Genomic DNA, 21,854 nt, shown 5'->3' on the forward strand with positions numbered 1-21,854 from the left:
GGGCGTAATTTCCCTCGCAATCGGAACGTGACCCGCACCACCATCTCGAAGGATCCCCATGCGCAAGCTGTTTCACCACGAGGCATCTCCCCTCGACGCCACCGCCACCGTCTTCACCGGTGGCACGCTCCGCACCGTGGACGCAGACACCGAGGGCGCCGAGGCCTTCCTCGTCTTCGGCAATCGGTTCGCCGCCGTCGGAACCGTGGCGGAATGTCGTGAGGAGGCGCGGCGGATCGGTACCCGGACGACGGATGTCATCGACCTCGCCGGGGCGACCGTCGTGCCCGGGTTCGTCGACCCGCATGCGCACCCCCTGATGTACGGCCAGATGCTCAGCTGGGTGGACTGCGGCCCCGAGAAGGCGCGCAGCATTCCGGAGATCATCGCGCTGCTGCAGGAGGCCGCCCGGAACCAGCCTGCCGGGATCCCCGTGCGCGGGTACGGCTACGAGCATCGCAACCTCGTCGAGGGCCGGCACCCCACGAAGGAGGAACTCGACCTGGTCGGCACCGACCGCGAGGTGTACCTGATGAACGCCAGCGGCCACGGCGGCGTCGTCAACACGTTCACCCTGAAACTCCACGACGTCACGCGCGAGACCCCCAATCCGCCCGGCGGCGAGTTCTTCCGCGACGCGGACGGCGAACTGACCGGCGAACTGTCCGACGCCGCGTGCAACATCCTCACCGGCGTGAACGGGGTCAAGGTCGGTCACCACGGCCCGAACTTCCACCTCGAGGACGAACCCGAGGAACATCTGCGGCAACTCTCCGTGGCGCAGGAGAAATTCCTCGAGGGCGGCGTCACCACGATCGGCGACTGCCAGGTGACCCGGCGCGAATTCGACATGTACCTGCGCCTGGCGGAGCAGGGACGGCTCGAGACCCGCGTGAGCATGTACCTGCTCAGCCACCTGCTCGATCACGCGCTCGACACCGGATTGCACGGCGCGTTCGGCAACTCGCGACTCGCGTTCGGCGGGATCAAGTTCTACGCCGACGGCACTCTCGGCGGCTGGACCGCGTACTTCCCCGACGGGTACGTGGGCGACCCGTGCCGGACCGGACAGCTCTATCACGAGCCCGCCGACTATGCGGCCCTGATCGCCAAGGCGCACGCGGCCGGCCTGCAGACCGCGACGCACGCGCAGTCGCCGACCGCGATCGACATGGTCCTCGACGCCATCGAGTCCGCGCAGAACGCGCGTCCCGACGCCGACGCCCGCCATCGCATCGAGCACTGCGGGTTGCCGACCCCCGAGCAGATCACGCGAATGCACGCGCTCGGCGTGTACCCCGTCAACCAGCCGCAGCACTACTACAACTGGGGCGAGGGGGTGACCGCCGCCATCGGAACCCCGGGTGAGCGGTTCAATCCGCTGGGCGAATTCGTCGAAGCCGATGTGCCGGTCACGATCAGTTCCGATGCGCCGGTGGCAGAGCCCCGGCCGCTCGAGGCAATCCAGGCCGCCGTCACCCGCGTCACCCGGCAGGCACATCGACTCGGCTCAAACGCATTGCGGCTGACGGCCGCCCAGGCTCTCACCGCGCACACGCTGAACGGTGCCCGCGCACTCGGACGGGAATCCGAACTGGGCAGCATCTCCCCCGGCAAACGCGCCGATTTCGCGGTCCTCGGCGCCGACCCCCTCACCGTCGATCCGCACACCATCGCCGACATCGAGGTCCGGGAAACCTGGATCGACGGCGAATTGGCGCATTCCACCCGCAGCGACCTATTCTCGACCACTGCAACCATCGAGGATCAGTCATGAGTCACGACACCCAGATCGCCAAGGCCCGCAAGGCGGGGTTCGCGGCCTTCGTCGGCACCACCATCGAGTGGTACGACTTCTACGTGTATGCCACGGCGGCGGCACTGGTGTTCGGTGAGATCTTCTTCCCCTCCGACACCGACCGGCTGACCGGCATCGCCGCCGCGTTCGCCACCTACGCGGTGGGCTTCTTCGCCCGCCCACTCGGAGGCATCGTCTTCGGCCACGTCGGCGACCGGCTCGGCCGGCGGACCGCACTGGTCGTGACCCTCACCCTGATGGGCGCGGGCACATTCCTGATCGGCGCGCTGCCGACGTACGCGCAGATCGGTTTCTGGGCACCCCTGCTGCTGGTGGTCCTGCGATTCGTGCAGGGCTTCGCGGTGGGCGGCGAATGGGGTGGCGCCGTCCTGATGGCCGTCGAACACGCACCCGAGGACAAGAAGACGTTCTACGGGGGATTCGCGCAGCTCGGAAACCCCGCGGGCGCGCTGCTCGCCACCGGCTTCTTCAGCGTCCTCTCGACCTTCGGGGACGACGCACTGCGCGACTGGGCGTGGCGGCTGCCGTTCCTGTGCTCGGCGCTGCTGATCGCAGTCGGACTGCTGGTGCGACTGAAGGTGGAGGAATCCCCCGTCTTCGAATCCGAGGTGCAGACGGCCACCGAATCCGGCGCGCTCCCACTGAAGTACGCCATCGTCACCAACTGGCGCCCGATCCTGCTCGGCATGGGCATCCTGCCCGTCGCGGTCGGTGGCTACTACCTGGTGACTACGTTCATCACGGCCTACGCCACCGACCCGGACGTCGGATTGTCCGAGACACTGATCCTCAACGCGCTCAGCGTCGCGGCGGTGGTGGAACTGATCGCCACACTCGGCGTCGCGTGGCTCGGTGACAAGGTCGGCCGGATCCGCGTGGTGATCTACGGACTGCTCGCCGTCGCGGTGCTCGCGGCACCGCAGTTCCTGGTGCTGAAGTCCGGCTCGATTGCCCTGATCTTCCTGACCTTCGCCGTCATGCGCCTCGTCCTGGCCGCTACCTACGGCCCGATCGCGGCGGTGTTGTCGCAGATGTTCCGGCCGCAGGCCCGGTACACCAGCATCTCCCTCGCCTACCAGGGTGCCGGCGCGCTCTTCGGTGGACTGTCGCCATTGGTCTCGACGCTCATGTACCAGGCCACCGGCAGCGTGTGGCCGGTGATCGGACTCCTGATCGGCATGTGCGCCGTCAGCATCCTCTGCCTGCTCGTGGCTCCGCAGCACGTCGATCACGTCGACGGCGAGTCCGTGGGTGACCTCGGCGCCGCGCGAGCGCGGGCCACCAGCTGACACCCTCGTGACGGGAAGGGTCGGTGCTGCGAAGCACCGGCCCTGTCGCCGTCAGCCGGGCTCGCCGTCCGAATCGGCCGGAGACGCGGCGACCGTCGTCGAGGTGAGTCCGGCGTCGTCGAGCGCGCGCCCGGTGAGCACCCGGCCCAGTTCGATCATCTCGGCGGCCCGATGGAAGTCGAGGCTGCGGCACGCGTTCCGGGGAACCCGGACCTGCACGTCCGGTGGGTACGCGGCGAGCTGGTACCGGGCCAACGTCGCCTGCATCACGTCGAGCGAGCGGTTCATCACCGCGAACCGGCTGAACTTCGGGACGGCCACCGCGTCGCCCTCGACCACGGGCTGATCACCGATCAGGGGGCCGTCCGGCTCCTCCGACGGATCCGGGTCTGTGTGCGCGGCGCCGAACCGTCCGACCACCGACCGCACGATGTCCAGGTCACGCAGCTGCGCGGCGCTGCGACGGAAGCGGGCCATCCACTCGTCCACCGGCCGCGAGTCCGCGCTGACGTTCTCCGGGGCCAGCGAACGACCGTCCCGATCCTCCGCGCCCAGGCTGATCCCGACGGTCAGGTCGGCGCTCACCGAGACCAGCGGCGCCATCGGCAGCGGGTCGAGCACCCCGCCGTCCGCGAGGACCCTGCCGTTGAGCACATACGGCGTGATGACGCCGGGGATGGCGATCGACGCGCGGATCGCCGCGTCGACGGGGCCGCGCTGGAACCACACCGACCGGCCCGCAGCGAGATCGGTGGCCACGGCGGTATACGGAATGGGAAGGTCTTCGATACGGATCTCGCCGAGGATCTCCCGAACCCGGTGCAGGATCTTCTCCGCGTGGATGGCGCCCGGTGCCGACACCGACAGGTCGAGAAGCCGCACGACGTCCAGCTGGGTCAGACCGATCGCCCACCGGGTGAAGTCGTCGAGCTTCCCCGCGGCGTGGAGGCCACCCACGAGGGCGCCCATCGACGATCCTGCGACTCCGACGATCTCGAATCCGCGCTCCTCGAGTACCTGAATCGCGCCGATGTGGGCGTATCCCCTGGCGCCGCCACTCCCCAGAGCCAGCGCGACGCGCCTCGGTCCGGTCATCGGATGATCGTACGCGGCCAGGAACTTCGGATCGTCAGGACAGACCGTTGTCCGGGAGCCGCAGGTCCGGCTTGTCGAGTTCCTCGATGTTCACGTCCTTGAACGTGATGACGCGGACGTACTTCACGAACCGCGCGGGACGGTACATGTCCCACACCCAGGCATCGGACATGCGCAGCTCGAAGTAGATCTCGCCGTCTGCGTTGTGCGGCAGCAACTCCACCGAGTTGGCCAGATAGAACCGGCGCTCGGTCTCCACGACATAGGAGAACTGACCGACGATGTCCCGATACTCGCGGTAGAGCGACAGCTCCATCTCGGTTTCGTACTTCTCGAGATCCTCGGCACTCATCGGTCTCGGAGTCCTCCTGCTCTGGTGTGAATTGTCATCATCTCGCACTTCCGGAACTGTTATCCACTCGGTGTAGCAGCGCCGCGACATTCGACCACGAGCGGCGGTGCTCCGGGCACGGGCCCAGCTCCTCGAGTGCCGCCAGATGGGCGGGCGTGTTGTACCCCTTGTGGATCGCGAAACCGTAGCCCGGGTGCGTCTCGTCCATCGCGACCATCACCCGGTCCCGCGACACCTTGGCCAGGACGCTCGCCGCCGCGATGCATGCCGCCGCGGCGTCGCCGCCGATCACCGGCAGCGACGGGGCCGGGAGCCCCGGAACGCGGAAACCGTCGGTGAGAACGTAACCGGGGGTCGTCGAGAGCCCGGCGACGGCACGCCGCATGCCCTCGATGTTGGCGACGTGGACCCCCATGCGGTCGACTTCCTCCGCCGGGAAGGACACGACGCTCCACGCCACTGCCAGGCGGGTGATGGCCGGGAACAGCTCCTCGCGCGTGCGTTCGGTGAGCTTCTTCGAATCGTCGAGCCGCGCCAGCGCCGGATACGGCTTCGGTGCGAGCACACACGCCGCTACGACGAGCGGGCCCGCGCACGCACCCCGCCCGGCCTCGTCGACGCCGGCCACCGGCCCGAGTCCGCTGCGGACCAGAGCCGACTCCATCGTTCGCAGACCGGACGACCTGCGAATGACGATGCGTGGAGGCCAGGAAGTCACTTGCCCTGGATATCGGGTGAACTGATCGTGCCCATCCGCGACGGCGGCAACGCGATGAAGACCGCTTTTCCGATCACGTTGTCGAGCGGGATGGTGCCTTGCATGTCGTCGCCCACGTGGTACCGCGAGTCCGCGGAGTTGCTGCGGTTGTCGCCCATCATCCACAGGTGCCCCTCGGGGACGGTGACGGGACCGAAGCAGCGCGCCGACTTCAGCGCGGTGTCGCAGGTCTGGGAGCCGGGGACGAACGGGAAGTCCATGACGACGTAGGGCTCGTCGAGTGGTTGACCGTCCACCAGGATGCGGCCCTGGTCGTCGCAGCATTCGACGGTCTGACCGCCGGTGGCGATCACACGCTTGACGAGGTCGTTCTCGTCCGGCGGGACGAGTCCGACGAGGGAACCGACTTCCTGCACACCGCGGATCACCACGTTGGAGGAGCGGGTGGAGACGAAATCCTGTGACCACGAATCGGGGCCGCGGAACACGATCACGTCACCCGGTTTCGGATCACCGAAGCGGTAACCGATCTTCTCGACCACGATGCGGTCGCCGGTGCAGCCTGCGCACCCGTGCAGCGTCGGTTCCATCGATTCCGACGGAATGAGATACACCCGCGCGACGAACGTCTGCAGCAGGAAACTCAGGACGAGCGCGACCAGGATCAGGATCGGCAGCTCGCGGAGGAAGGAACGGGGCTTCTTCTCGGGCTCCGCCGCACCGCCGTTCGCTGCGGAGGTGGCGGCCGAATCGCCGGTGGTCTCGGATTCCGACGACAATGCCCGCTCCTTCGAAGAATCTGTCACGAAATCAGATTAGCCCGGCACCGCGCGTACGCAGTGCCGGGCTCATCGGAAAGGTCAGCGCTTTTCCTTGATCTTGGCGGCCTTGCCACGCAGATCGCGGAGGTAGTACAGCTTGGCGCGACGGACGTCACCGCGGGTGGCGACCTCGATCTGCGCCAGGTTCGGGCTGTGAACCGGGAAGGTGCGCTCGACGCCGACACCGAAGGAGACCTTGCGGACGGTGAAGGTCTCGCGAACGCCGCCGCCCTGACGGCGGATCACGACGCCCTTGAAGACCTGCACGCGCTCCTTGGAGCCTTCGATGACCTTGACGTGCACGTTGAGGGTGTCGCCGGGACGGAACTCGGGAATGTCGTCGCGGAGGGACTTCTTGTCCAGGAAATCGAGAGTGTTCATCGGTGTTCCATCCTTGCGTTTTCGCAGGAGCAGAGGAACCGAGCGGCACCCGGACGTTCGGAGAACACCGGTGCTCGTCTGGTTCGTGCCCAGATCAAGTACTGCTGCCTGGTCCAGGCAACCCGTCCATTGTGCCAGACGCCACGGGGTGAAGCGAAATCGGCGGTGGCGCCGCATGCACCACGTGGTCGAGTTCCACCTCGGCCGCCACCTTGGCATGCTCCGCGGCTTCCTTCACGTGCACCGCGCTGGGAGTGCCGGCGATGAAGTCCTGCACGAAGATCTTGGCCCTGATGACCGGACGCCGCCATTTGCGCTCCCGTTCGAGCGCCCGCAGCATCCGCTTCGGCTTGGACGTGTAGCGCCACCGTGCCCACGGCGCGCTCGGCCTGCTCAGCCGGAGCGCCCCGATCAGCAGGATCGGGAAGACGAACAATCCGAGCAGTCCGGTCCAGATCTTCCCCTTGAGCAGCACCACCGCCGCGATGAGCAGGTTGATCACCGAAGACAGCGCGATCGCGACCCGCACCCAGGGATCCGGGGAGTCCCGGAAGTCGGTGACGTTGATCAGTTCGAGCGGACGGAGCCCGAGGAGCAGCAGACCGGTGACCGCGATCGCGACGAACACGGCATCTACGGACGTCCGGCCCTCGTCCGCCCAGTACACGTCCTGCAGGTAGAAGATCAGCGCGAACTCGTCCAGCACCAGAGCGGCGCCGATCCCGAAGAACGTGGCGAGGACTGCGCCGGTGGTCTGGGTGCCGTCCTCGTACACGGCGATGAGGGCGACACCGGACATGAGCATCGTCACGACGCCGAACACCACGTGGTGGACGTGGTGCCCGCCGGGTTTCACGTTGCCCGGCCACCAGGAGACCTCGGCGCGGATCATCCGCACGCTCAGCCGGATGAAGAGGAATGCCGCGAGAAACCCGAGCAGGAAAAAGAGCAGAGGCAGGCGCCCGTGCCCGACGATTTCCCTATCCAGCCATTCGTACATCGGCATCCACTATCCCAGTAAAGAACTGGTCACTCCACGGGAAAGTGGTCGCTCGTGTCGGGATGGTGACCTCACTACTTGCCGAACCCCGCCTTTCGCAGCGCGTCGGCCATCGACCCGCCGGGCGCCGGGCGATTGTCCCGCCCGCGGTCGCGTCCACCCTGCTGCTGCGGCTTGCCTCCGCCGCGGCGGTCCTGCGGCTGCCCGCCTCCCCGCCGGTCTTGCCGCTGCCCGCCGCCGCGCGGCCCGTCGTTCTTGCGGCCGCCCGCCCCGACCTCGTCGTCGAGTCGCAGCGTCAACCCGATGCGCTGACGCGCCTCGTCGACCTCGAGGACCTTCACCGTCACCACGTCACCGGACTTCACGACGTCCCGCGGGTCCTTGACGAAGTTGTGGGACATCGCCGACACGTGGACGAGGCCGTCCTGGTGGACACCGATGTCGACGAACGCGCCGAACGCCGCCACGTTGGTGACGACACCTTCGAGGGTCATTCCGGGCTTCAGGTGCGACACCTTCTCGATGCCTGCCGCGAACGTGGCCGTCTTGAATTCCGGGCGGGGGTCACGGCCGGGCTTCTCGAGCTCACCGATGATGTCGGTGACGGTCGGAAGTCCGAACCGGTCGTCGACGAAGTCGGCAGGGTTCAGGCTGCGCAGCGCGGACGTGTTGCCGATGATCTCGCGCACGCCGGTGCCGCTGGATTCGACGATCTTGCGCACCACCGGGTAGGCCTCGGGGTGGACGCTGGACGCGTCGAGTGGGTCGTCGCCGTTGGGGATGCGCAGGAAGCCGGCACACTGCTCGAACGCCTTCGGCCCGAGTCGCGCGACGTCCTTGAGACCCTTGCGGCTGCGGAACGGGCCGTTCTGGTCGCGGTGCGCGACGATGCTCTCGGCCAGGGACCCGGCGATACCGGACACACGGGACAGCAGCGGCACGGACGCGGTGTTGACGTCGACGCCGACGGCGTTCACCGCGTCCTCGACGACGGCGCCGAGCGAACGTGCGAGCAGTGTCTCCGACACGTCGTGCTGGTACTGGCCGACGCCGATCGACTTCGGGTCGATCTTCACCAGTTCGGCGAGGGGATCCTGCAGACGCCGGGCGATGGAGACGGCGCCGCGGATCGACACGTCGAGGTCCGGCAGTTCCGCCGAGGCGTACGCGGACGCCGAATACACGGATGCGCCGGCCTCGGACACGACGATCTTCGTCAGGTTGGTGGCGCCGGACTTGGCGATCAGCTCGCTCGCGAGCGCGTCCGTCTCACGGGAGGCGGTGCCGTTCCCGATGGCGATCAGCTCCACGCCGTGCTCGGCGACGAGGCCGGCGAGTGTGGCCAGGGAGGCGTCCCACTTGTTCTGCGGCTGGTGCGGGTAGATCGTCTGGTGGGCCACCACCTTGCCGGTGGCGTCCACGACCGCGACCTTGGTGCCGGTTCGGAAACCGGGGTCCAGGCCCATCGTGGCGCGGGTGCCTGCCGGCGCCGCCAGAAGCAGGTCGCGCAGGTTGGTGGCGAACACGTCGACGGCGTCCTTCTCCGCCGACTGCCGCAGCCGCATCCGGGTGTCGATGCCCAGGGTGACGATCATCTTGGTGCGCCACGCCCACCGCACGGTGTCCAGGAGCCACCGGTCCGCCGGTCGGCCGCGGTCGGCGATGCCGAACCGTCCGGCGATCCGGCCCTCGTAGACCGTGGGCTCGCCCGGGACGGCTTCTTCCGTGTCGGGTGCCAGGGTGAGCGAGAGCACCTCTTCCTTCTCGCCGCGCAGAACCGCCAGGATCCGGTGTGAGGGGAGTTTGCCGAACGGTTCGGAGAACTCGAAGTGGTCGGCGAACTTCGCGCCCTCGGTTTCCTTGCCCTTACGGACTGCGGACACCAGTTGCCCGCGGTTCCACATCAGCTCACGGAGCTCGCCCACCAGGTCGGCGTCCTCGGCGAAGCGTTCGACGAGGATCGCGCGCGCACCCTCGAGCTGTTCCGCCGTGTAGGACGCCGGATCGGCCCTGGGATCGGTGATCAGCGCGTCGGCGACGGGCTCGTGACCGGCTTCGCGTGCAATCTGCGCCTTGGTGCGCCGCTTCGGCTTGAACGGCAGGTAGATGTCCTCGAGGCGCGCCTTCGTGTCGGCGGTCATGATCTGCCCGCGGAGCTGATCGTCGAGCTTGCCCTGCGAGTCGATCGACTCGAGCACGGCGTCCCGGCGCTCGTCCAGTTCCCGCAGGTACCGCAGTCGTTCCTCGAGCTGGCGGAGCTGGGCGTCGTCGAGCGTTCCGGTGACTTCCTTGCGGTACCGGGCGATGAAGGGCACGGTCGCTCCGCCGTCGAGGAGGTCCACGGCGGCCGCGACCTGTCCCTCCCGGACGTCGAGCTCCTCGGCAATGCGCTGGTTCACGGTCTTGAGAGTCACGGAAATGGACCCTACCGCTACTCTGGGACAATATCGTCGGCGGTGAGGCCGTCACGGAAATCTCGGGAGAATTTCATGTCCAGGCTGATCCGCTGCCTGACGGTCATGGTCCTCCTGCTGGGTGCGACGCAGGCCTGCACCATCCCGACCGAGACGAACTCCGTGGTCGACATCCCGGTGACCTCACCGGCGGTCGCCACCCCCGACGTTCTCCCCGCCGAGGAACCCGCTGAGGAACCTGCCGGGGACGGCGTGACCGTGAGCCCCGAGCCGTTCCCCTCCGCGCGGGTTCCCGTCTCCGCACCCCTCGCCGAACGCATCTCGGCGGCAGTCGCGACGGCGGCCGCCGAGCGCGGCGCCGACGTGTCGATCGCCGTCCTGGACCGTGCCACCGGCAGCTATCTGGAGGACGCCGCCACCGAACCGGTCGAAACGGCGTCGCTGGCCAAGCTCTTCGTCGCCGCCCAGATGTACCACCTCGACGCGCTCGGTGAGCGGCCGTTGTCCGACTTCGACCGTCTCCTCCTGAAGCGGATGCTCGAATCCTCCGACGACGACGCGGCCAATACTCTCTGGGACGATCTCGGCGGCTCGGACCTGGTGGTCGACATCGCGCGGCGATACGGACTCGCCGCCACCGCACCGCCCTGGGACGGGTTGTGGTGGAACACCGAGACGACGGCCGCCGACGTCGTGACGTTCTACACCGGGCTCCTCGACGACCGTGACGGCCTCGGCCCCGGGCGCATCGCCGAGTTCGTGGGCTACCTGCGCGCGTCGACACCCGAGGGCATCGACGGCTACGACCAGCGGTTCGGCATCCCCGACGGGCTGCCGGGCGAGAACGTCGTCGGGGTGAAGCAGGGCTGGATGTGCTGTGTGGGCGACCGGTGGATCCACGTGTCGACCGGGGTGATCGGTGAGGACAACCGCTACATCGTGGTGGTCGCGTCGCGGGAGGACATCCGGTACGAGGACGACGAGGAGTCGTATCCCGACACCGCGATCACGGATGTCACCGAGGATTCGAGTGCGCAGCACGCACGGGACACCATGACCGGGATCGTGAAGTCCCTGTTCCCTACCGGGGTCGTCGACGACTGGGCGCAGCCCCAGGGTTAGCGCCCGGGCCCGGAAATCGTTTCAGGGCAACAGGTCCGGACGACGTTCGGTGGTGCGGTGCAGCGACTGCTCGCGCCGCCACGCCGCCACTTTCGCATGATCGCCCGACAGGAGGACGGGCGGGACGTCGAGTCCGCGCCACGTGGCGGGCCGGGTGTAGCTGGGACCTTCGAGGAGGCCGTCGGAGAACGAATCCTCTTGGTGCGATTGCTGATTGCCGAGGACTCCGGGAATCAGGCGCACGAACGCCTCCGTCATCACCAGAACAGCCGCCTCCCCGCCGATGAGGACGTAGTCGCCGATGCTCACTTCTTCGACGCGCACCCGGCGGGCGGCGTCGTCGAACACCCGCTGATCGATGCCTTCGTAACGCCCGCAGGCGAAGACGATGTGCTTCTCCCCCGCCCAGCGCTCGGCGGTGGCCTGCGTGAAGGGGACACCGGCGGGTGTGGGGACGACGAGCAGCGTGTCGGTGTTCTCGCCACCGGCGGTGAGGACATCGTCCAGCGCGGGCCCCCACACGGTGGGTTTCATGACCATCCCCGGCCCGCCGCCGTACGGCGAATCGTCGACCGCCTTGTGGACGTCGTGCGTCCAATCCCGCAGATCGTGCACCTCGACGGAGATGAGACCCTTGTCGATGGCCTTGCCGAGCAACGCCGCGCGAAGCGGTTCGAGGTATTCGGGAAAGATGGTGACCACGTCGAGGCGCACGGCTACCGACTCACTTCCCGTCGGCGGATTCACCGAAGTCGGGATCGAGCAGCCCTTCCGGCGGATCGATCAGGACGACGCCGTCGGCCACGGACACCGACGTGACGATCGCGGCCACGAACGGGACCAGAAGTTCGCCGGACTTTTCACCGGCTCGACGGATCGAGAGCAATTCGCCTGCCGCGGAATGCAATACCTCGATGACGGTACCCACCTCGGTGCCGTCCGCGAGGCGCACCGACAGTCCCTCGAGTTCGTGATCGTAGAACTCGTCGGGGTCGTCGGAGGGCACGAGTTCGGCGCTGTCGATGACGAACAACGTTCCCCGCAGGGCATCCGCGGCGGTGCGATCCGGGACGCCCTCGAGGCGCAGCAGAAGCCGCCCGGAATGCTCCCGGGCGGCTTCCACCGTGTACGTGTTCACAGTCTGCTCGCGCGGCTTGTGTCCCCGCAGCACGGCACCCACGGCGAATCGATCCTCGGGTTCGTCGGTGCGAACCTCGACCACGATCTCACCCTTGATGCCGTGCGACTTGGCGACACGGCCGATCACGAGCTCCACTGTTGTAAGGCCTCTACTGGTCGGTGTCGACGACGTCGACACGGATCCCGCGGCCACCGATACCGGAGACCAGCGTGCGCAGAGCGGTCGCGGTGCGACCACCGCGGCCGATGACCTTGCCGAGATCGTCAGGGTTGACGTGCACCTCGACAGTGCGCCCCCGACGCCCGGTGATCAGCTCGACACGAACGTCGTCGGGGTTGGCGACGATGCCACGAACGAGGTGCTCCACGGCATCGGCGACGACGGCACTCACTTGTCAGCAGCCTCGGACTCTGCAGCTGCCTCGGCGGGAGCGTCGGCGTCCTCGGCCTTCGCCTTCTTCTTCTTGGGCGTGATGGCCTCGCCGACGGGCTCGTTCTCGGCCTGCGCGAGCGCAGCCTGGAACAGCTCCAGCTTGGTGGGCTTCGGCTCCGCCTTCTTCAGGGTGCCCTCGGCGCCCGGCAGGCCCTTGAACTTCTGCCAGTCACCGGTGATCTTGAGGATGGCCTCGACGGGCTCGGTGGGCTGGGCGCCGACGCCGAGCCAGTACTGCGCGCGCTCGGAATCGACCTCGATCAGCGAGGGCTCTTCCTTGGGGTGGTACTTGCCGATGGTCTCGATCGCACGGCCGTTGCGGCGGGTGCGGGAGTCGGCGACGACGATGCGGTACTGCGGGTTCCGGATCTTGCCGAGCCGGGTGAGCTTGATCTTGACAGCCACTGCTGTACTTCTCCTTCAGTGCGCACACGAATGTGCCCACGTGTCACGTGCAATTCGGCGACGCGCAGGAATAGCGCGCCCGGTTTTGCCTCTAATCTGTGACCGCCGCGCGGTGCGTAACCGGATGCGACGAACAGCGGTTCATTCTGCCAGACGAACCCCGTCGGGGGGAAACCAGGTCACCGGGTCTTGACGACGACGCCCCGCAACACCACGACGTCGGGCGCGGCGAGGGTGTCGCTGCTCGCGCGCGGATCGTTCCGGAAAACCAGCAGATCCGCGGGCGCACCCGCTTCGACGCCCGGATGTCCCAGCCACGCGCGCGCATCCCAGCACGCGGCGCCGAGCGCTTCGGACGGGGTCAGCCCGACCGCCTTCAGTTCCTCGACCTCGTCGGCGATGCGTCCGTGGACGATGGATCCGCCGGCGTCGGTGCCTGCGTAGATCGGGATCCCCGCGTCGTGCGCGGCGCCGATCGTGTCCTTCACCCGTGAGTGCAGGTCGCGCATGTGCGCGGCGTAGACCGGGAACCGCGAGGCGGACTCGGCGATCTCCGGGAACGTCGCGATGTTGATCAGCGTCGGGACGAGCGCGGTCCCGTGCGAGACCATCAGCTCGATCGTCTCGTCGGTGAGCCCGGTGCCGTGCTCGATGCAGTCGATCCCGGCGTTGATCAGGCCCGGGAGGGCATCCTCCGCGAAGACGTGCGCGGTGACACGAGCCCCTTCGCGGTGCGCCGCCGCAATCGCCTCGACCAGGATGTCGTCGCTCCACAACGGCGCCAGGTCGCCCGCGGAGCGGTCGATCCAGTCGCCGACGAGCTTGACCCACCCGTCGCCGGCCCGGGCCTGGCGCACCACCTCGTCCGGTAACTGCGACTCGTCCTCGAGATCGACCGGCAGTCCGCGGATGTATCGCTTGGGGGCCGCGATGTGCTGCCCGGCGCGGACGATCCTCGGCAGGTCGGGGCGGTCGTCGACGAAGCGGGTGTCGACCGGCGAACCGGCGTCGCGAATCAGCAGGACCCCGCAGTCGCGCTCGGTCTCCGCCTGCGCGATCAACCCCTCGACGCTCTCACCACCACCGCCGCCGAACCGGATGCCGACGTGGCAGTGGGCGTCGACGAGACCGGGAACGATCCACCCCGACTCGCAGACGGTCTCGGCGCCGGGAATCGGCTCCGTCGAGATCACACCGCCGTCGACCCAGAACTCGACCGGCTGTTCGTCGGGCAGACCGGTGCCCCGGAAATGCAGTGCAGCCATCGGCTACTTCTTCGGCAGCTTCAGCTGGGACAGGTCGATGCCCTCGAGTCCGGGCGGCAACTCGTCGAGGCCCTTCGGCATGTTCGACAGGTCGGGCATCCCCGCGGGGAGACCTCCGGGCGGCATACCCGGGAACCCGCCGGGCAGGCCACCGGGGAATCCTCCGCGCACCTTCGGTGGCGTCGGCCCCCTGCCTCCCTTCTTGCCCTTCTTGCCCTTCTTGCTGCGCTGCGGCTTGCGGGCACCCGGCATGCCCATGCGCCCGGCCATCGCGGCCATCATCTTGCGGGCCTCGAAGAAGCGGTCCACGAGCTGATTGACGTCGGAGACCTTCACGCCGGAACCGTTGGCGATCCGCAGGCGGCGGGACGCGTTGATGATCTTCGGGTCGTCGCGCTCGGCGGGGGTCATACCGCGGATGATCGCCTGCACCCGGTCGAGCTGCTTCTCGTCGACGTTCGCGAGAGCGTCCTTCATCTGCCCCGCACCCGGGAGCATGCCCAGGAGGTTGCCGATGGGACCCATCTTGCGGACGGCCATCATCTGCTCGAGGAAGTCTTCGAGGGTCAGCTGGCCGGAGCCGATCTTCTGCGCGGTGGCCTCGGCCTGCTTCTGGTCGAAGACCTGCTCCGCCTGCTCGATGAGGCTGAGCACGTCACCCATGCCGAGGATGCGGCTGGCCATGCGGTCGGGGTGGAAGACGTCGAAGTCTTCGAGCTTCTCACCCGTGGACGCGAACAGGATGGGCTGCCCGGTGACCTCGCGGACGCTGAGCGCGGCGCCACCGCGGGCGTCGCCGTCGAGCTTCGTGAGCACGACACCGGTGAATCCGACACCTTCGCGGAACGCCTCGGCGGTGCTGACCGCGTCCTGACCGATCATTGCGTCAAGAACGAAGATCGTCTCGTCGGGGTTCACGGCGTCGCGGATCCCCGCGGCCTGCGCCATCAGGTCGGCGTCGATACCCAGGCGACCCGCGGTGTCGACGATGACCACGTCGAACTGCTTGGTGCGGGCTTCCTCGACACCGGCGCGGGCCACCTCGACCGGGTCGGCCGCAGTGATGCCCAGCTCGTTGTCGCCGCCGCCGATGGACGTGCCGGGGTGCGGCGCGAACACCGTGGCGCCCGCGCGCTCACCGACGATCTGGAGCTGGGTGACGGCGCCGGGACGCTGCAGGTCGCAGGCGACGAGCAGCGGGGTGTGCCCCTGGTCGCGCAGCCACTTCGCGAGCTTGCCCGCAAGGGTGGTCTTACCGGAACCCTGCAGACCGGCGAGCATGATGACCGTCGGCGGCGTCTTGGCGAACGCCAGCCGGCGGGTCTCGCCACCGAGGATCCCGACGAGTTCCTCGTTGACGATCTTGACGACCTGCTGCGCCGGGTTCAGCGCCGCCGAGACCTCGACGCCCTTGGCGCGTTCCTTGATCTTGGCGATGAACGAGCGGACGACGGGCAGCGCGACGTCTGCCTCGAGCAGGGCCAACCGGATCTCACGGCAGGTGGCATCGATGTCGGCTCCGGAAAGGCGACCCTTGCCACGCAGATCCTTGAGGGCTCCGGTCAACCTGTCGGAAAGGGATTCGAACACCGAGTGCGCTCCTGAAGTCATACGAGTGTGCGGTGGATATTCTCGGGCACCAGCCTAGCCGCTCACGTCCGGTCGTTCATTCTCCCCCGCTGCCCGCCTGTTTCTTCGGCTTGGTGAGCGGGACGACGCCGAGGATCGCGCTCTCGACCTGTTCCCGGCTCGCCCGGGTGTCCCCGCCGCCGACATCGAGGCAGAACGAGTCGATCACCGACGAACCCAGAGTGGTCACCCGCGCCCACCGGACGTCCGCGCCGCACGTGTCGAACGCGTCGGCCAGCCTGCACAGCAGTCCCAGCCGGTCCTCGGCCCTGAGCTCGAGGATGACCTCGCCGGGCGACGCCGTGTCGAACCAGATGACCCGCGGCGGCGCCTGCGCGTACTGCACCGGAACCGCGGCCTCGCCCCGTTCCTCGACGGCGGCCACGCGCTGGCTCTCGCGAGCCTCTTCCTCCTTGGCGGTCAGCATCTCCAGGAGGTTCAGCTCCCCCGCCAGTGCGCGGATCAGCTCCTGCCGCAGCAGTCCCGCCTGCGGCGGCGCCCCGAAGCGCGGGGACACGACGAACGAGTTGACCGCCGAACCCTCGGCACCGCCCAGCGAGGCGGAATAGACCCGCAGGGAATGCAGCGCGAGCACGCCCGCCGCCTTCGACAGCAGACCGCGCTGGTCGGGCGCGATGACCGTGACCACAAACGTGTGCGGACTGTCGGCGGGGACCAGTGCGACGTGCACGCCCCCCGTCGCCGCCAGAGCGACGTGCTCCGGGTCGAGCGGATCGGGTGCGGGAAGCACCTCCCCCGCCATGACCAGACGGCAGCGGCGCACGAGCTCCCCGATGAGCGAGGACTTCCAGTCGCCCCACACCCCGGGACCGGTCGCCAGTGAATCCGCCTCCGCCAGCGCGTGCAGCAATTCCAGCAGAACGCCGTCACCGCCGAGCGCCTCCACCACCCTCTCGACCGTCTCGGGATCGTCGAGGTCCCGCCGCGTCGCGGTGTGCGGCAGAAGAAGATGGTGGCGCACGATCGCCGTCAGCAGCGCGACGTCGGACGGCCACAAACCGAGCCGCTTGCCGATCTGGGTGGCCAGTTCCGCGCCGACCACACTGTGGTCGCCGCCGCGGCCCTTGCCGATGTCGTGCAGCAGCGCGCCGAGCATCAGCAGATCCGGGCGGGCGACGCGGGTGGTGAACCCACTGGCGTAGGCCGCGGTCTCGACGAGGTGGCGATCCACCGTCCACGTGTGCACCGCGTCCCGCGGCGGCAGGTCCCGGACGGCACCCCACTCGGGAAGCAGCCTGCCCCACAGACCCGTGCGATCGAGGGCCTCGATCGCGGCGACGGCACGGCTACCGGAACCGAGCATCACCAGCAGGTCGTTCAGGGCCTCCTTCGGCCACGGCTCACGCAGCTCGGGGGCGTTGTCGGCCAGGCGATTCAGAGTGGACGCCGACATCGGCATCCCCGTCGTCGCCGACGCGGACGCGACCCGCAGCACGAGGCCGGGATCCTTCGCGGGCCGGGCGTCTCGGGCCAGCACCACTTCGCCGGCGTGCTCGACGACTCCCTCGTCGAGGGGCCGCCGCACCGGTGGGCGGCGCAACCGCGCCAGTCCGCGCCGCGGCAGTGCATGGCCTGCCGTCCGCACCCCGACGTCGACGGAGTAGCTGATGGTGCGCGCGGCGTCGCTGAGCATGCGCGCGAGGTCGAACCGATCGCCGATCCGGAGTGCGGCGCCGATCTCGTCGGCGTCCTGCGCCCGCAGCTGATCGCGCGAACGTCCCGCCACCCGGTGCAGTTCGGTGCGGACGTCGAGGAGCCGCCGATGCGCGAGCGCCAGTCCCCCGCCGGGCGACTCCGGACCGAGTCCGGGCATGCCGTCGGTGAGCTGCGCGATGGACAGCGCGTTGAGCAGCTGCACGTCCCGCAGTCCACCGCGACCGCTCTTGAGGTCGGGCTCGGCGCGGTGGGCGATCTGGCCGCTGCGTTCCCAGCGGGCCTGCGTCTGTTCGATGAGGCCGTCGAAGCGGTTGCGGATGTCGGTGCGCCACTGCCTGCGCACCCCGCTGATGAGCAGATTGGTCAGCTCGACGTCGCCGACGATGTGGCGCGCCTCGAGCATTCCCAGGGCCGCGGTGATGTCCGTGTCCGCCACCTGCAGTGCCTGAGGGATGGTGCGGACGCTGTGGTCGAGCTTGATGTGCGCGTCCCACAACGGATACCAGAGCTGGTCGGCCACCTGCGAGACCACCGCAGGATCCATGTCGTCGTGGAGCAGGAGGAGGTCGAGGTCCGAGTACGGCAGCATCTCCCGCCTGCCGAGCCCTCCGACCGCGACGAGCGCGAACCCGCTGTCCGGTTTGATGCCGAGTTCGGCACCCTTTGTGGTCAACCAGAACTCGTGCAGGTCGACGAGCGCGTGACGCAGCGCCGCCGCGTCGAGCCGACGTCCGTGGCCTGCCGGATTCCTTGTCCCGGGGCCGGTCTCGGGGCCGCCGGTGAGCAGTTGCCTGCGTGCGCGGGCCAGGTCCGCCGCTTCGTCCGATCCGCCTGACGCAACCGGCCCTGGTTCCGTCGCCTTGGCGACGGGACCAGGGCCGGTCTTACCGGACCCGTTGGGGTCAGAGCGCATCCGCGCCGCGTTCCCCGGTGCGTACCCGGATGACCGAATCGACCGGGGAGACCCACACCTTGCCGTCACCGATCTTGCCGGTGCGTGCCGCCTCGACGATCACCTCGACGACCTTGTCCACAGCAGCGTCGTCCACGACGACCTCGACCCGGACCTTCGGTACGAAATCGACCGAGTACTCGGCGCCTCGGTAGACCTCGGTGTGGCCCTTCTGCCGGCCGTACCCCTGAACCTCACTGACAGTCATGCCCAGGACGCCCGCCTGCTCGAGTCCCGTCTTGACGTCCTCCAGAGTGAACGGCTTGACAATTGCTGTGATCAGCTTCATTTCCTCATCCCTCCTTGCCGGATACACGAGCGGCTGCCGAGTTTCCGCCGAGAGCGGCGAAATCGTAGGCGGTTTCTGCGTGTTCCGACTCGTCCACTCCAAGTGATTCACCCTCGTCGCTGAGCCGCAGCCCGATCGTGAACTTCACGATCAACGCGACGACGGCCGTACCGACGAGCGAGTAAAGCAGTACTGCTCCGGCGCCCACTGCCTGACGCCAGAGTTGGTCGAGGCCTCCACCATAGAACAGTCCGACAACACCCGCGGGCGCCTCAGACGTTGCGACCAGGCCGACCATCAGCGTTCCGACGATGCCACCGACCAGGTGAACACCGACGACATCGAGCGAGTCGTCGAACCCGAAGCGGAACTTGAGTCCCACGGCGAGCGCGCAGAGTGCGCCGGCCACGACGCCGATCGCGAGTGCACCGAGAACGTTCACCGAGGAGCAGGAAGGCGTGATGGCGACCAGGCCGGCCACGATTCCGGAAGCCGCGCCGAGCGTGGTGGCGTGGCCGTCCCGAATCCGCTCGACCAGGAGCCAGGCGAGCATGGCCGCGCACGTTGCGATGACCGTCGTGATGAAGGTTGCGCCGGCGATTCCGTTGGAACCGACGGCCGAACCGGCGTTGAAGCCGAACCAGCCGAACCAGAGCAGGCCTGCGCCGAGCATCACGAACGGCAGGTTGTGCGGACGGAACGGGGTCACCGGCCATCCCTTGCGCTTGCCGAGGATGATCGCGAGGACGAGGCCGGCGGCACCGGCGTTGATGTGGACCGCGGTACCACCCGCGAAGTCGACCGCGGCAAGTTTGTTGGCGATCCAGCCGCCGGTCTCGGCGGTGACGCCGTCGAAGGCGAACACCCAGTGCGCCACGGGGAAGTACACGACCGTCGCCCAGAGCCCGGCGAACAGCAGCCAGGAACCGAAGCGCAGGCGATCGGCGACGGCACCCGAGATGAGGGCGACCGTGATGATCGCGAACATGGCCTGGAACGCGACGAAGACCGTCGCGGGGATGGTGCCGACGAGCGGGATCGCGGAATCGGCGATCACCGAACCGGCGTCGTCGGTCTCGGCGAGGTAGGACCCGCCGATCAGTCCTTTGAGGCCGAAGTACTGGAACGGATCACCGACAAGGTTCCCCTTGTCCTCCCCGAACGCCATGGAGTAGCCGTAGAGAACCCACAGGATGCCGACGACACCCATCGCGCTGATGCTCATCATGAGCATGTTCAGCACGCTCTTGGCCCGCACCATGCCGCCGTAGAAGAACGCAAGACCCGGAGTCATGAGCAACACGAGCGCGGCGCTGGTCAGCATCCACGCTGTGTCCCCGGTGTCCGGTGCACCGATAGTGGGGAAATCCACCTTGAGCCTCCTCCTTCTCTGCCCAGCCGGTTGCGGCTGACGACCTGAGAAGAAGGGTGCTCAGTTGGTGTTTCGGCTGTGCCACTGCACTGTTTCGCGCGCGTGAACGCATTGGCCTATTTTGTTGCGTACACGTTTCGCCAGGCGATTTGCAGTCGGTTTCAGGTCCCCGGAGCCGTCCGGAACCCCGAGAAGACCGCGGGATCCCCGCTAACCGAGCAACGCGTCGACGAAGGCGCCCGGCTCGAACGGCGCCAGATCGTCGGCACCCTCACCGAGTCCGACGAGCTTCACCGGGACCCCGAGTTCGTGCTGAACCTGGAACACGATGCCGCCCTTGGCGGTGCCGTCGAGCTTGGTGAGCACGACACCGGTGATGTCGACGACCTCGGCGAACACCCGCGCCTGCGCCAGGCCGTTCTGGCCGATGGTCGCGTCGAGGACCAGGAGGACGTCGTCGACCGACGCCTTCTTCTCGATGACCCGCTTGACCTTGCCGAGCTCGTCCATCAGGCCCGTCTTGGTGTGCAGCCTGCCCGCGGTGTCGATCAGCACGACGTCGACGCCGTTGTCGACCCCCTTGGCCACCGCGTCGAACGCGACGGCCGCCGGATCCGCGGCTTCCTTCCCGCGCACCACTTCGGCGCCGACCCGTTCGGCCCACGTCTGCAACTGGTCCGCGGCGGCCGCACGGAACGTGTCGGCGGCGCCCAGCAGGACGCGCCTGCCGTCGGCCACCAGAACACGTGCGAGCTTGCCCGTGGTGGTGGTCTTGCCGGTGCCGTTCACGCCGACGACCAACAGGACCGCCGGATGGTCGTCGTGCGGAAGGGCGCGGATGGAGCGGTCGAGTTCCGGACGGAGTTCGGAGACCAGGACTTCACGCAGCAGTGCGCGGGCGTCGGCCTCGGTGCGAACGCTGCGCGACGCCATCTGCTCACGCAGCGACGTGACGATCTTCGTGGTGGTCGCCGAACCGAGGTCGGCGATGAGGAGCGTGTCCTCCACCTCTTCCCAGGAGTCCTCGTCGAGGTCGCCGCCGCCGAGCAGTCCCAGGAGGCTCTTGCCCACCGCGGACTGCGAACGGGACAGACGCCCACGCAGACGGTCGAGGCGGCCTTCGGTGGGAGCGATGACGTCGAGCGCGGGTGCCGCGGGAGCCGGTTCGGGCTCGGGAGTGGGCGCGACCTCGGGTTCCGGTTCGACCTCCGGGGAGACCACCGGTTCGTAGGTGACCGGCTCCGGCGGGGCAGTCGGCTTCTGGGGCGCCTTTTCGGGTGCCTTCTCCGGTGCGGGGGCCTTCTCCGGCTCCGGGGGCGCCACGACCTCCGGTTCGGGGGTGATCGTGGGTTCCGGCACCGGTTCGGGCAGCACCGGCTCCGGCACCACCTCGCGGGGCGGCGCCGTCGCCGTCGACCCCTGGCTGAAGTTGAAGCCGCCGTCGGCGCGGTAACTGCCCGAACGGTCCTTCTCCGCCGTGGTGACCTGCGGGGTGTCCGGCGCCTTGAGGGAGATCCGGCGACGCCGATACAGCAGGGACCCGACGACGAGAACGACGAGAAGTACGGCCAGTGCGGCCGCGATGGCAATCCAAGCTCCGGTAGTCACGCCGCCCATTGTTTCAGGCTCCGGATTCCGTCGCGCACTGCCTCGCCGGGCGCACGGTCCCCGTCGGTGCCGG

Annotated in this window: 20 protein-coding genes; 3 read left to right on the forward strand and 17 right to left on the reverse strand. The window is 68.3% G+C overall.

Going from position 1 to position 21,854, the window contains the following annotated elements; all coding sequences use genetic code 11:
• Nucleotides 1-58: 58 nt before the first annotated feature.
• Both P3H15_RS22910 and P3H15_RS22915 read left to right on the forward strand, forming a co-directional pair.
• Nucleotides 59-1,777 carry an amidohydrolase gene (locus P3H15_RS22910; protein WP_276139331.1) on the forward strand — a complete coding sequence of 573 codons (1,719 nt, stop codon included), beginning with the start codon at nucleotides 59-61 and terminating at the stop codon, nucleotides 1,775-1,777.
• Nucleotides 1,774-3,108: an MFS transporter gene (locus P3H15_RS22915; protein WP_276139332.1), complete on the forward strand. Its 1,335-nt coding sequence runs from the start codon at nucleotides 1,774-1,776 to the stop codon at nucleotides 3,106-3,108. The genes P3H15_RS22910 and P3H15_RS22915 overlap by 4 nt, the downstream gene beginning before the upstream one ends.
• A 51-nt stretch (nucleotides 3,109-3,159) precedes the next feature.
• On the opposite strand, the gene P3H15_RS22920 is transcribed toward P3H15_RS22915, so the two are convergent.
• The 7 genes from P3H15_RS22920 to P3H15_RS22950 form a co-directional block, all read right to left on the reverse strand.
• Nucleotides 3,160-4,203, reverse strand: coding sequence for a patatin-like phospholipase family protein (locus P3H15_RS22920; RefSeq protein ID WP_072937812.1), 1,044 nt, complete (start codon nucleotides 4,201-4,203; stop codon nucleotides 3,160-3,162).
• Nucleotides 4,204-4,237: 34 nt separating this feature from the next.
• Nucleotides 4,238-4,555: a DUF2469 domain-containing protein gene (locus P3H15_RS22925; RefSeq protein ID WP_005240496.1), complete on the reverse strand. Its 318-nt coding sequence runs from the start codon at nucleotides 4,553-4,555 to the stop codon at nucleotides 4,238-4,240.
• A gap of 37 nt (nucleotides 4,556-4,592) precedes the next feature.
• A complete protein-coding gene (locus P3H15_RS22930; protein WP_112299374.1) occupies nucleotides 4,593-5,273 on the reverse strand; it encodes a ribonuclease HII in 681 nt (226 codons plus the stop codon).
• Nucleotides 5,270-6,052, reverse strand: a complete 783-nt coding sequence (gene lepB / locus P3H15_RS22935) for a signal peptidase I (RefSeq protein WP_276139363.1) — start codon at nucleotides 6,050-6,052, stop codon at nucleotides 5,270-5,272. The genes P3H15_RS22930 and lepB overlap by 4 nt, the downstream gene beginning before the upstream one ends.
• A gap of 81 nt (nucleotides 6,053-6,133) precedes the next feature.
• A complete protein-coding gene (gene rplS, locus P3H15_RS22940; protein ID WP_276139333.1) occupies nucleotides 6,134-6,475 on the reverse strand; it encodes a 50S ribosomal protein L19 in 342 nt (113 codons plus the stop codon).
• Nucleotides 6,476-6,569: 94 nt separating this feature from the next.
• Complete coding sequence (locus tag P3H15_RS22945) at nucleotides 6,570-7,475, reverse strand: hypothetical protein (protein WP_072937973.1); 906 nt, start codon at nucleotides 7,473-7,475, stop codon at nucleotides 6,570-6,572.
• 74 nt (nucleotides 7,476-7,549) lie between these two features.
• The gene (locus P3H15_RS22950; protein ID WP_276139334.1) at nucleotides 7,550-9,889 is read right to left on the reverse strand and encodes a Tex family protein; all 2,340 of its coding nucleotides are present in this window, start codon (nucleotides 9,887-9,889) and stop codon (nucleotides 7,550-7,552) included.
• Between the two features lie 75 nt (nucleotides 9,890-9,964).
• Here P3H15_RS22950 and P3H15_RS22955 point away from each other — a divergent pair, with 75 nt between their 5' ends.
• On the forward strand, nucleotides 9,965-11,011 hold the full coding sequence (locus P3H15_RS22955; RefSeq protein WP_276139335.1) for a serine hydrolase: 1,047 nt from the start codon (nucleotides 9,965-9,967) through the stop codon (nucleotides 11,009-11,011).
• A 21-nt stretch (nucleotides 11,012-11,032) separates the two neighbouring features.
• On the opposite strand, the gene trmD is transcribed toward P3H15_RS22955, so the two are convergent.
• From trmD to ftsY, 10 genes are all read right to left on the reverse strand, one after another.
• Nucleotides 11,033-11,725, reverse strand: a complete 693-nt coding sequence (trmD, locus tag P3H15_RS22960; RefSeq protein ID WP_276139364.1) for a tRNA (guanosine(37)-N1)-methyltransferase TrmD — start codon at nucleotides 11,723-11,725, stop codon at nucleotides 11,033-11,035.
• A gap of 10 nt (nucleotides 11,726-11,735) precedes the next feature.
• Entirely contained in the window at nucleotides 11,736-12,287 is a 552-nt protein-coding gene (gene rimM / locus P3H15_RS22965; RefSeq protein ID WP_276139336.1) for a ribosome maturation factor RimM, read from the reverse strand.
• 13 nt (nucleotides 12,288-12,300) lie between these two features.
• Entirely contained in the window at nucleotides 12,301-12,543 is a 243-nt protein-coding gene (locus P3H15_RS22970) for an RNA-binding protein (RefSeq protein ID WP_005240479.1), read from the reverse strand.
• A complete protein-coding gene (gene rpsP / locus P3H15_RS22975; protein WP_276139337.1) occupies nucleotides 12,540-12,989 on the reverse strand; it encodes a 30S ribosomal protein S16 in 450 nt (149 codons plus the stop codon). Before rpsP ends, P3H15_RS22970 begins: the two co-directional genes overlap by 4 nt.
• Before the next feature lie 179 nt (nucleotides 12,990-13,168).
• Nucleotides 13,169-14,254 (reverse strand): amidohydrolase family protein, encoded by a 1,086-nt coding sequence (locus tag P3H15_RS22980; RefSeq protein WP_276139338.1) that lies wholly within the window; start codon nucleotides 14,252-14,254, stop codon nucleotides 13,169-13,171.
• A gap of 3 nt (nucleotides 14,255-14,257) precedes the next feature.
• Nucleotides 14,258-15,844, reverse strand: coding sequence for a signal recognition particle protein (gene ffh / locus P3H15_RS22985; protein WP_276139339.1), 1,587 nt, complete (start codon nucleotides 15,842-15,844; stop codon nucleotides 14,258-14,260).
• 76 nt (nucleotides 15,845-15,920) lie between these two features.
• Nucleotides 15,921-18,473, reverse strand: coding sequence for a [protein-PII] uridylyltransferase (locus tag P3H15_RS22990; protein ID WP_276139340.1), 2,553 nt, complete (start codon nucleotides 18,471-18,473; stop codon nucleotides 15,921-15,923).
• Nucleotides 18,463-18,801: a P-II family nitrogen regulator gene (locus P3H15_RS22995; protein ID WP_276139341.1), complete on the reverse strand. Its 339-nt coding sequence runs from the start codon at nucleotides 18,799-18,801 to the stop codon at nucleotides 18,463-18,465. The genes P3H15_RS22990 and P3H15_RS22995 overlap by 11 nt, the downstream gene beginning before the upstream one ends.
• A 4-nt stretch (nucleotides 18,802-18,805) precedes the next feature.
• On the reverse strand, nucleotides 18,806-20,173 hold the full coding sequence (locus tag P3H15_RS23000; protein ID WP_276139342.1) for an ammonium transporter: 1,368 nt from the start codon (nucleotides 20,171-20,173) through the stop codon (nucleotides 18,806-18,808).
• Between the two features lie 210 nt (nucleotides 20,174-20,383).
• Nucleotides 20,384-21,790, reverse strand: a complete 1,407-nt coding sequence (gene ftsY / locus P3H15_RS23005; RefSeq protein WP_276139343.1) for a signal recognition particle-docking protein FtsY — start codon at nucleotides 21,788-21,790, stop codon at nucleotides 20,384-20,386.
• Nucleotides 21,791-21,854 lie beyond the last annotated feature (64 nt).

Source organism: Rhodococcus sp. T2V (assembly GCF_029269925.1).
GTDB lineage: Bacteria > Actinomycetota > Actinomycetes > Mycobacteriales > Mycobacteriaceae > Rhodococcus_F > Rhodococcus_F koreensis.

Excerpts from the sequence above, each read along its gene's own strand:
- ftsY (WP_276139343.1), bottom strand. The coding sequence starts at position 21,790 with ATGGGCGGCGTGACTACCGGAGCTTGGATTGCCATCGCGGCCGCACTG.
- P3H15_RS22945 (WP_072937973.1), bottom strand. The coding sequence starts at position 7,475 with ATGTACGAATGGCTGGATAGGGAAATCGTCGGGCACGGGCGCCTGCCT.
- P3H15_RS22920 (WP_072937812.1), bottom strand. The coding sequence starts at position 4,203 with ATGACCGGACCGAGGCGCGTCGCGCTGGCTCTGGGGAGTGGCGGCGCC.
- rplS (WP_276139333.1), bottom strand. The coding sequence starts at position 6,475 with ATGAACACTCTCGATTTCCTGGACAAGAAGTCCCTCCGCGACGACATT.
- P3H15_RS22980 (WP_276139338.1), bottom strand. The coding sequence starts at position 14,254 with ATGGCTGCACTGCATTTCCGGGGCACCGGTCTGCCCGACGAACAGCCG.
- P3H15_RS22990 (WP_276139340.1), bottom strand. The coding sequence starts at position 18,473 with ATGCGCTCTGACCCCAACGGGTCCGGTAAGACCGGCCCTGGTCCCGTC.
- P3H15_RS22910 (WP_276139331.1), top strand. The coding sequence starts at position 59 with ATGCGCAAGCTGTTTCACCACGAGGCATCTCCCCTCGACGCCACCGCC.
- P3H15_RS22915 (WP_276139332.1), top strand. The coding sequence starts at position 1,774 with ATGAGTCACGACACCCAGATCGCCAAGGCCCGCAAGGCGGGGTTCGCG.
- P3H15_RS22925 (WP_005240496.1), bottom strand. The coding sequence starts at position 4,555 with ATGAGTGCCGAGGATCTCGAGAAGTACGAAACCGAGATGGAGCTGTCG.
- P3H15_RS22955 (WP_276139335.1), top strand. The coding sequence starts at position 9,965 with ATGTCCAGGCTGATCCGCTGCCTGACGGTCATGGTCCTCCTGCTGGGT.
- P3H15_RS22995 (WP_276139341.1), bottom strand. The coding sequence starts at position 18,801 with ATGAAGCTGATCACAGCAATTGTCAAGCCGTTCACTCTGGAGGACGTC.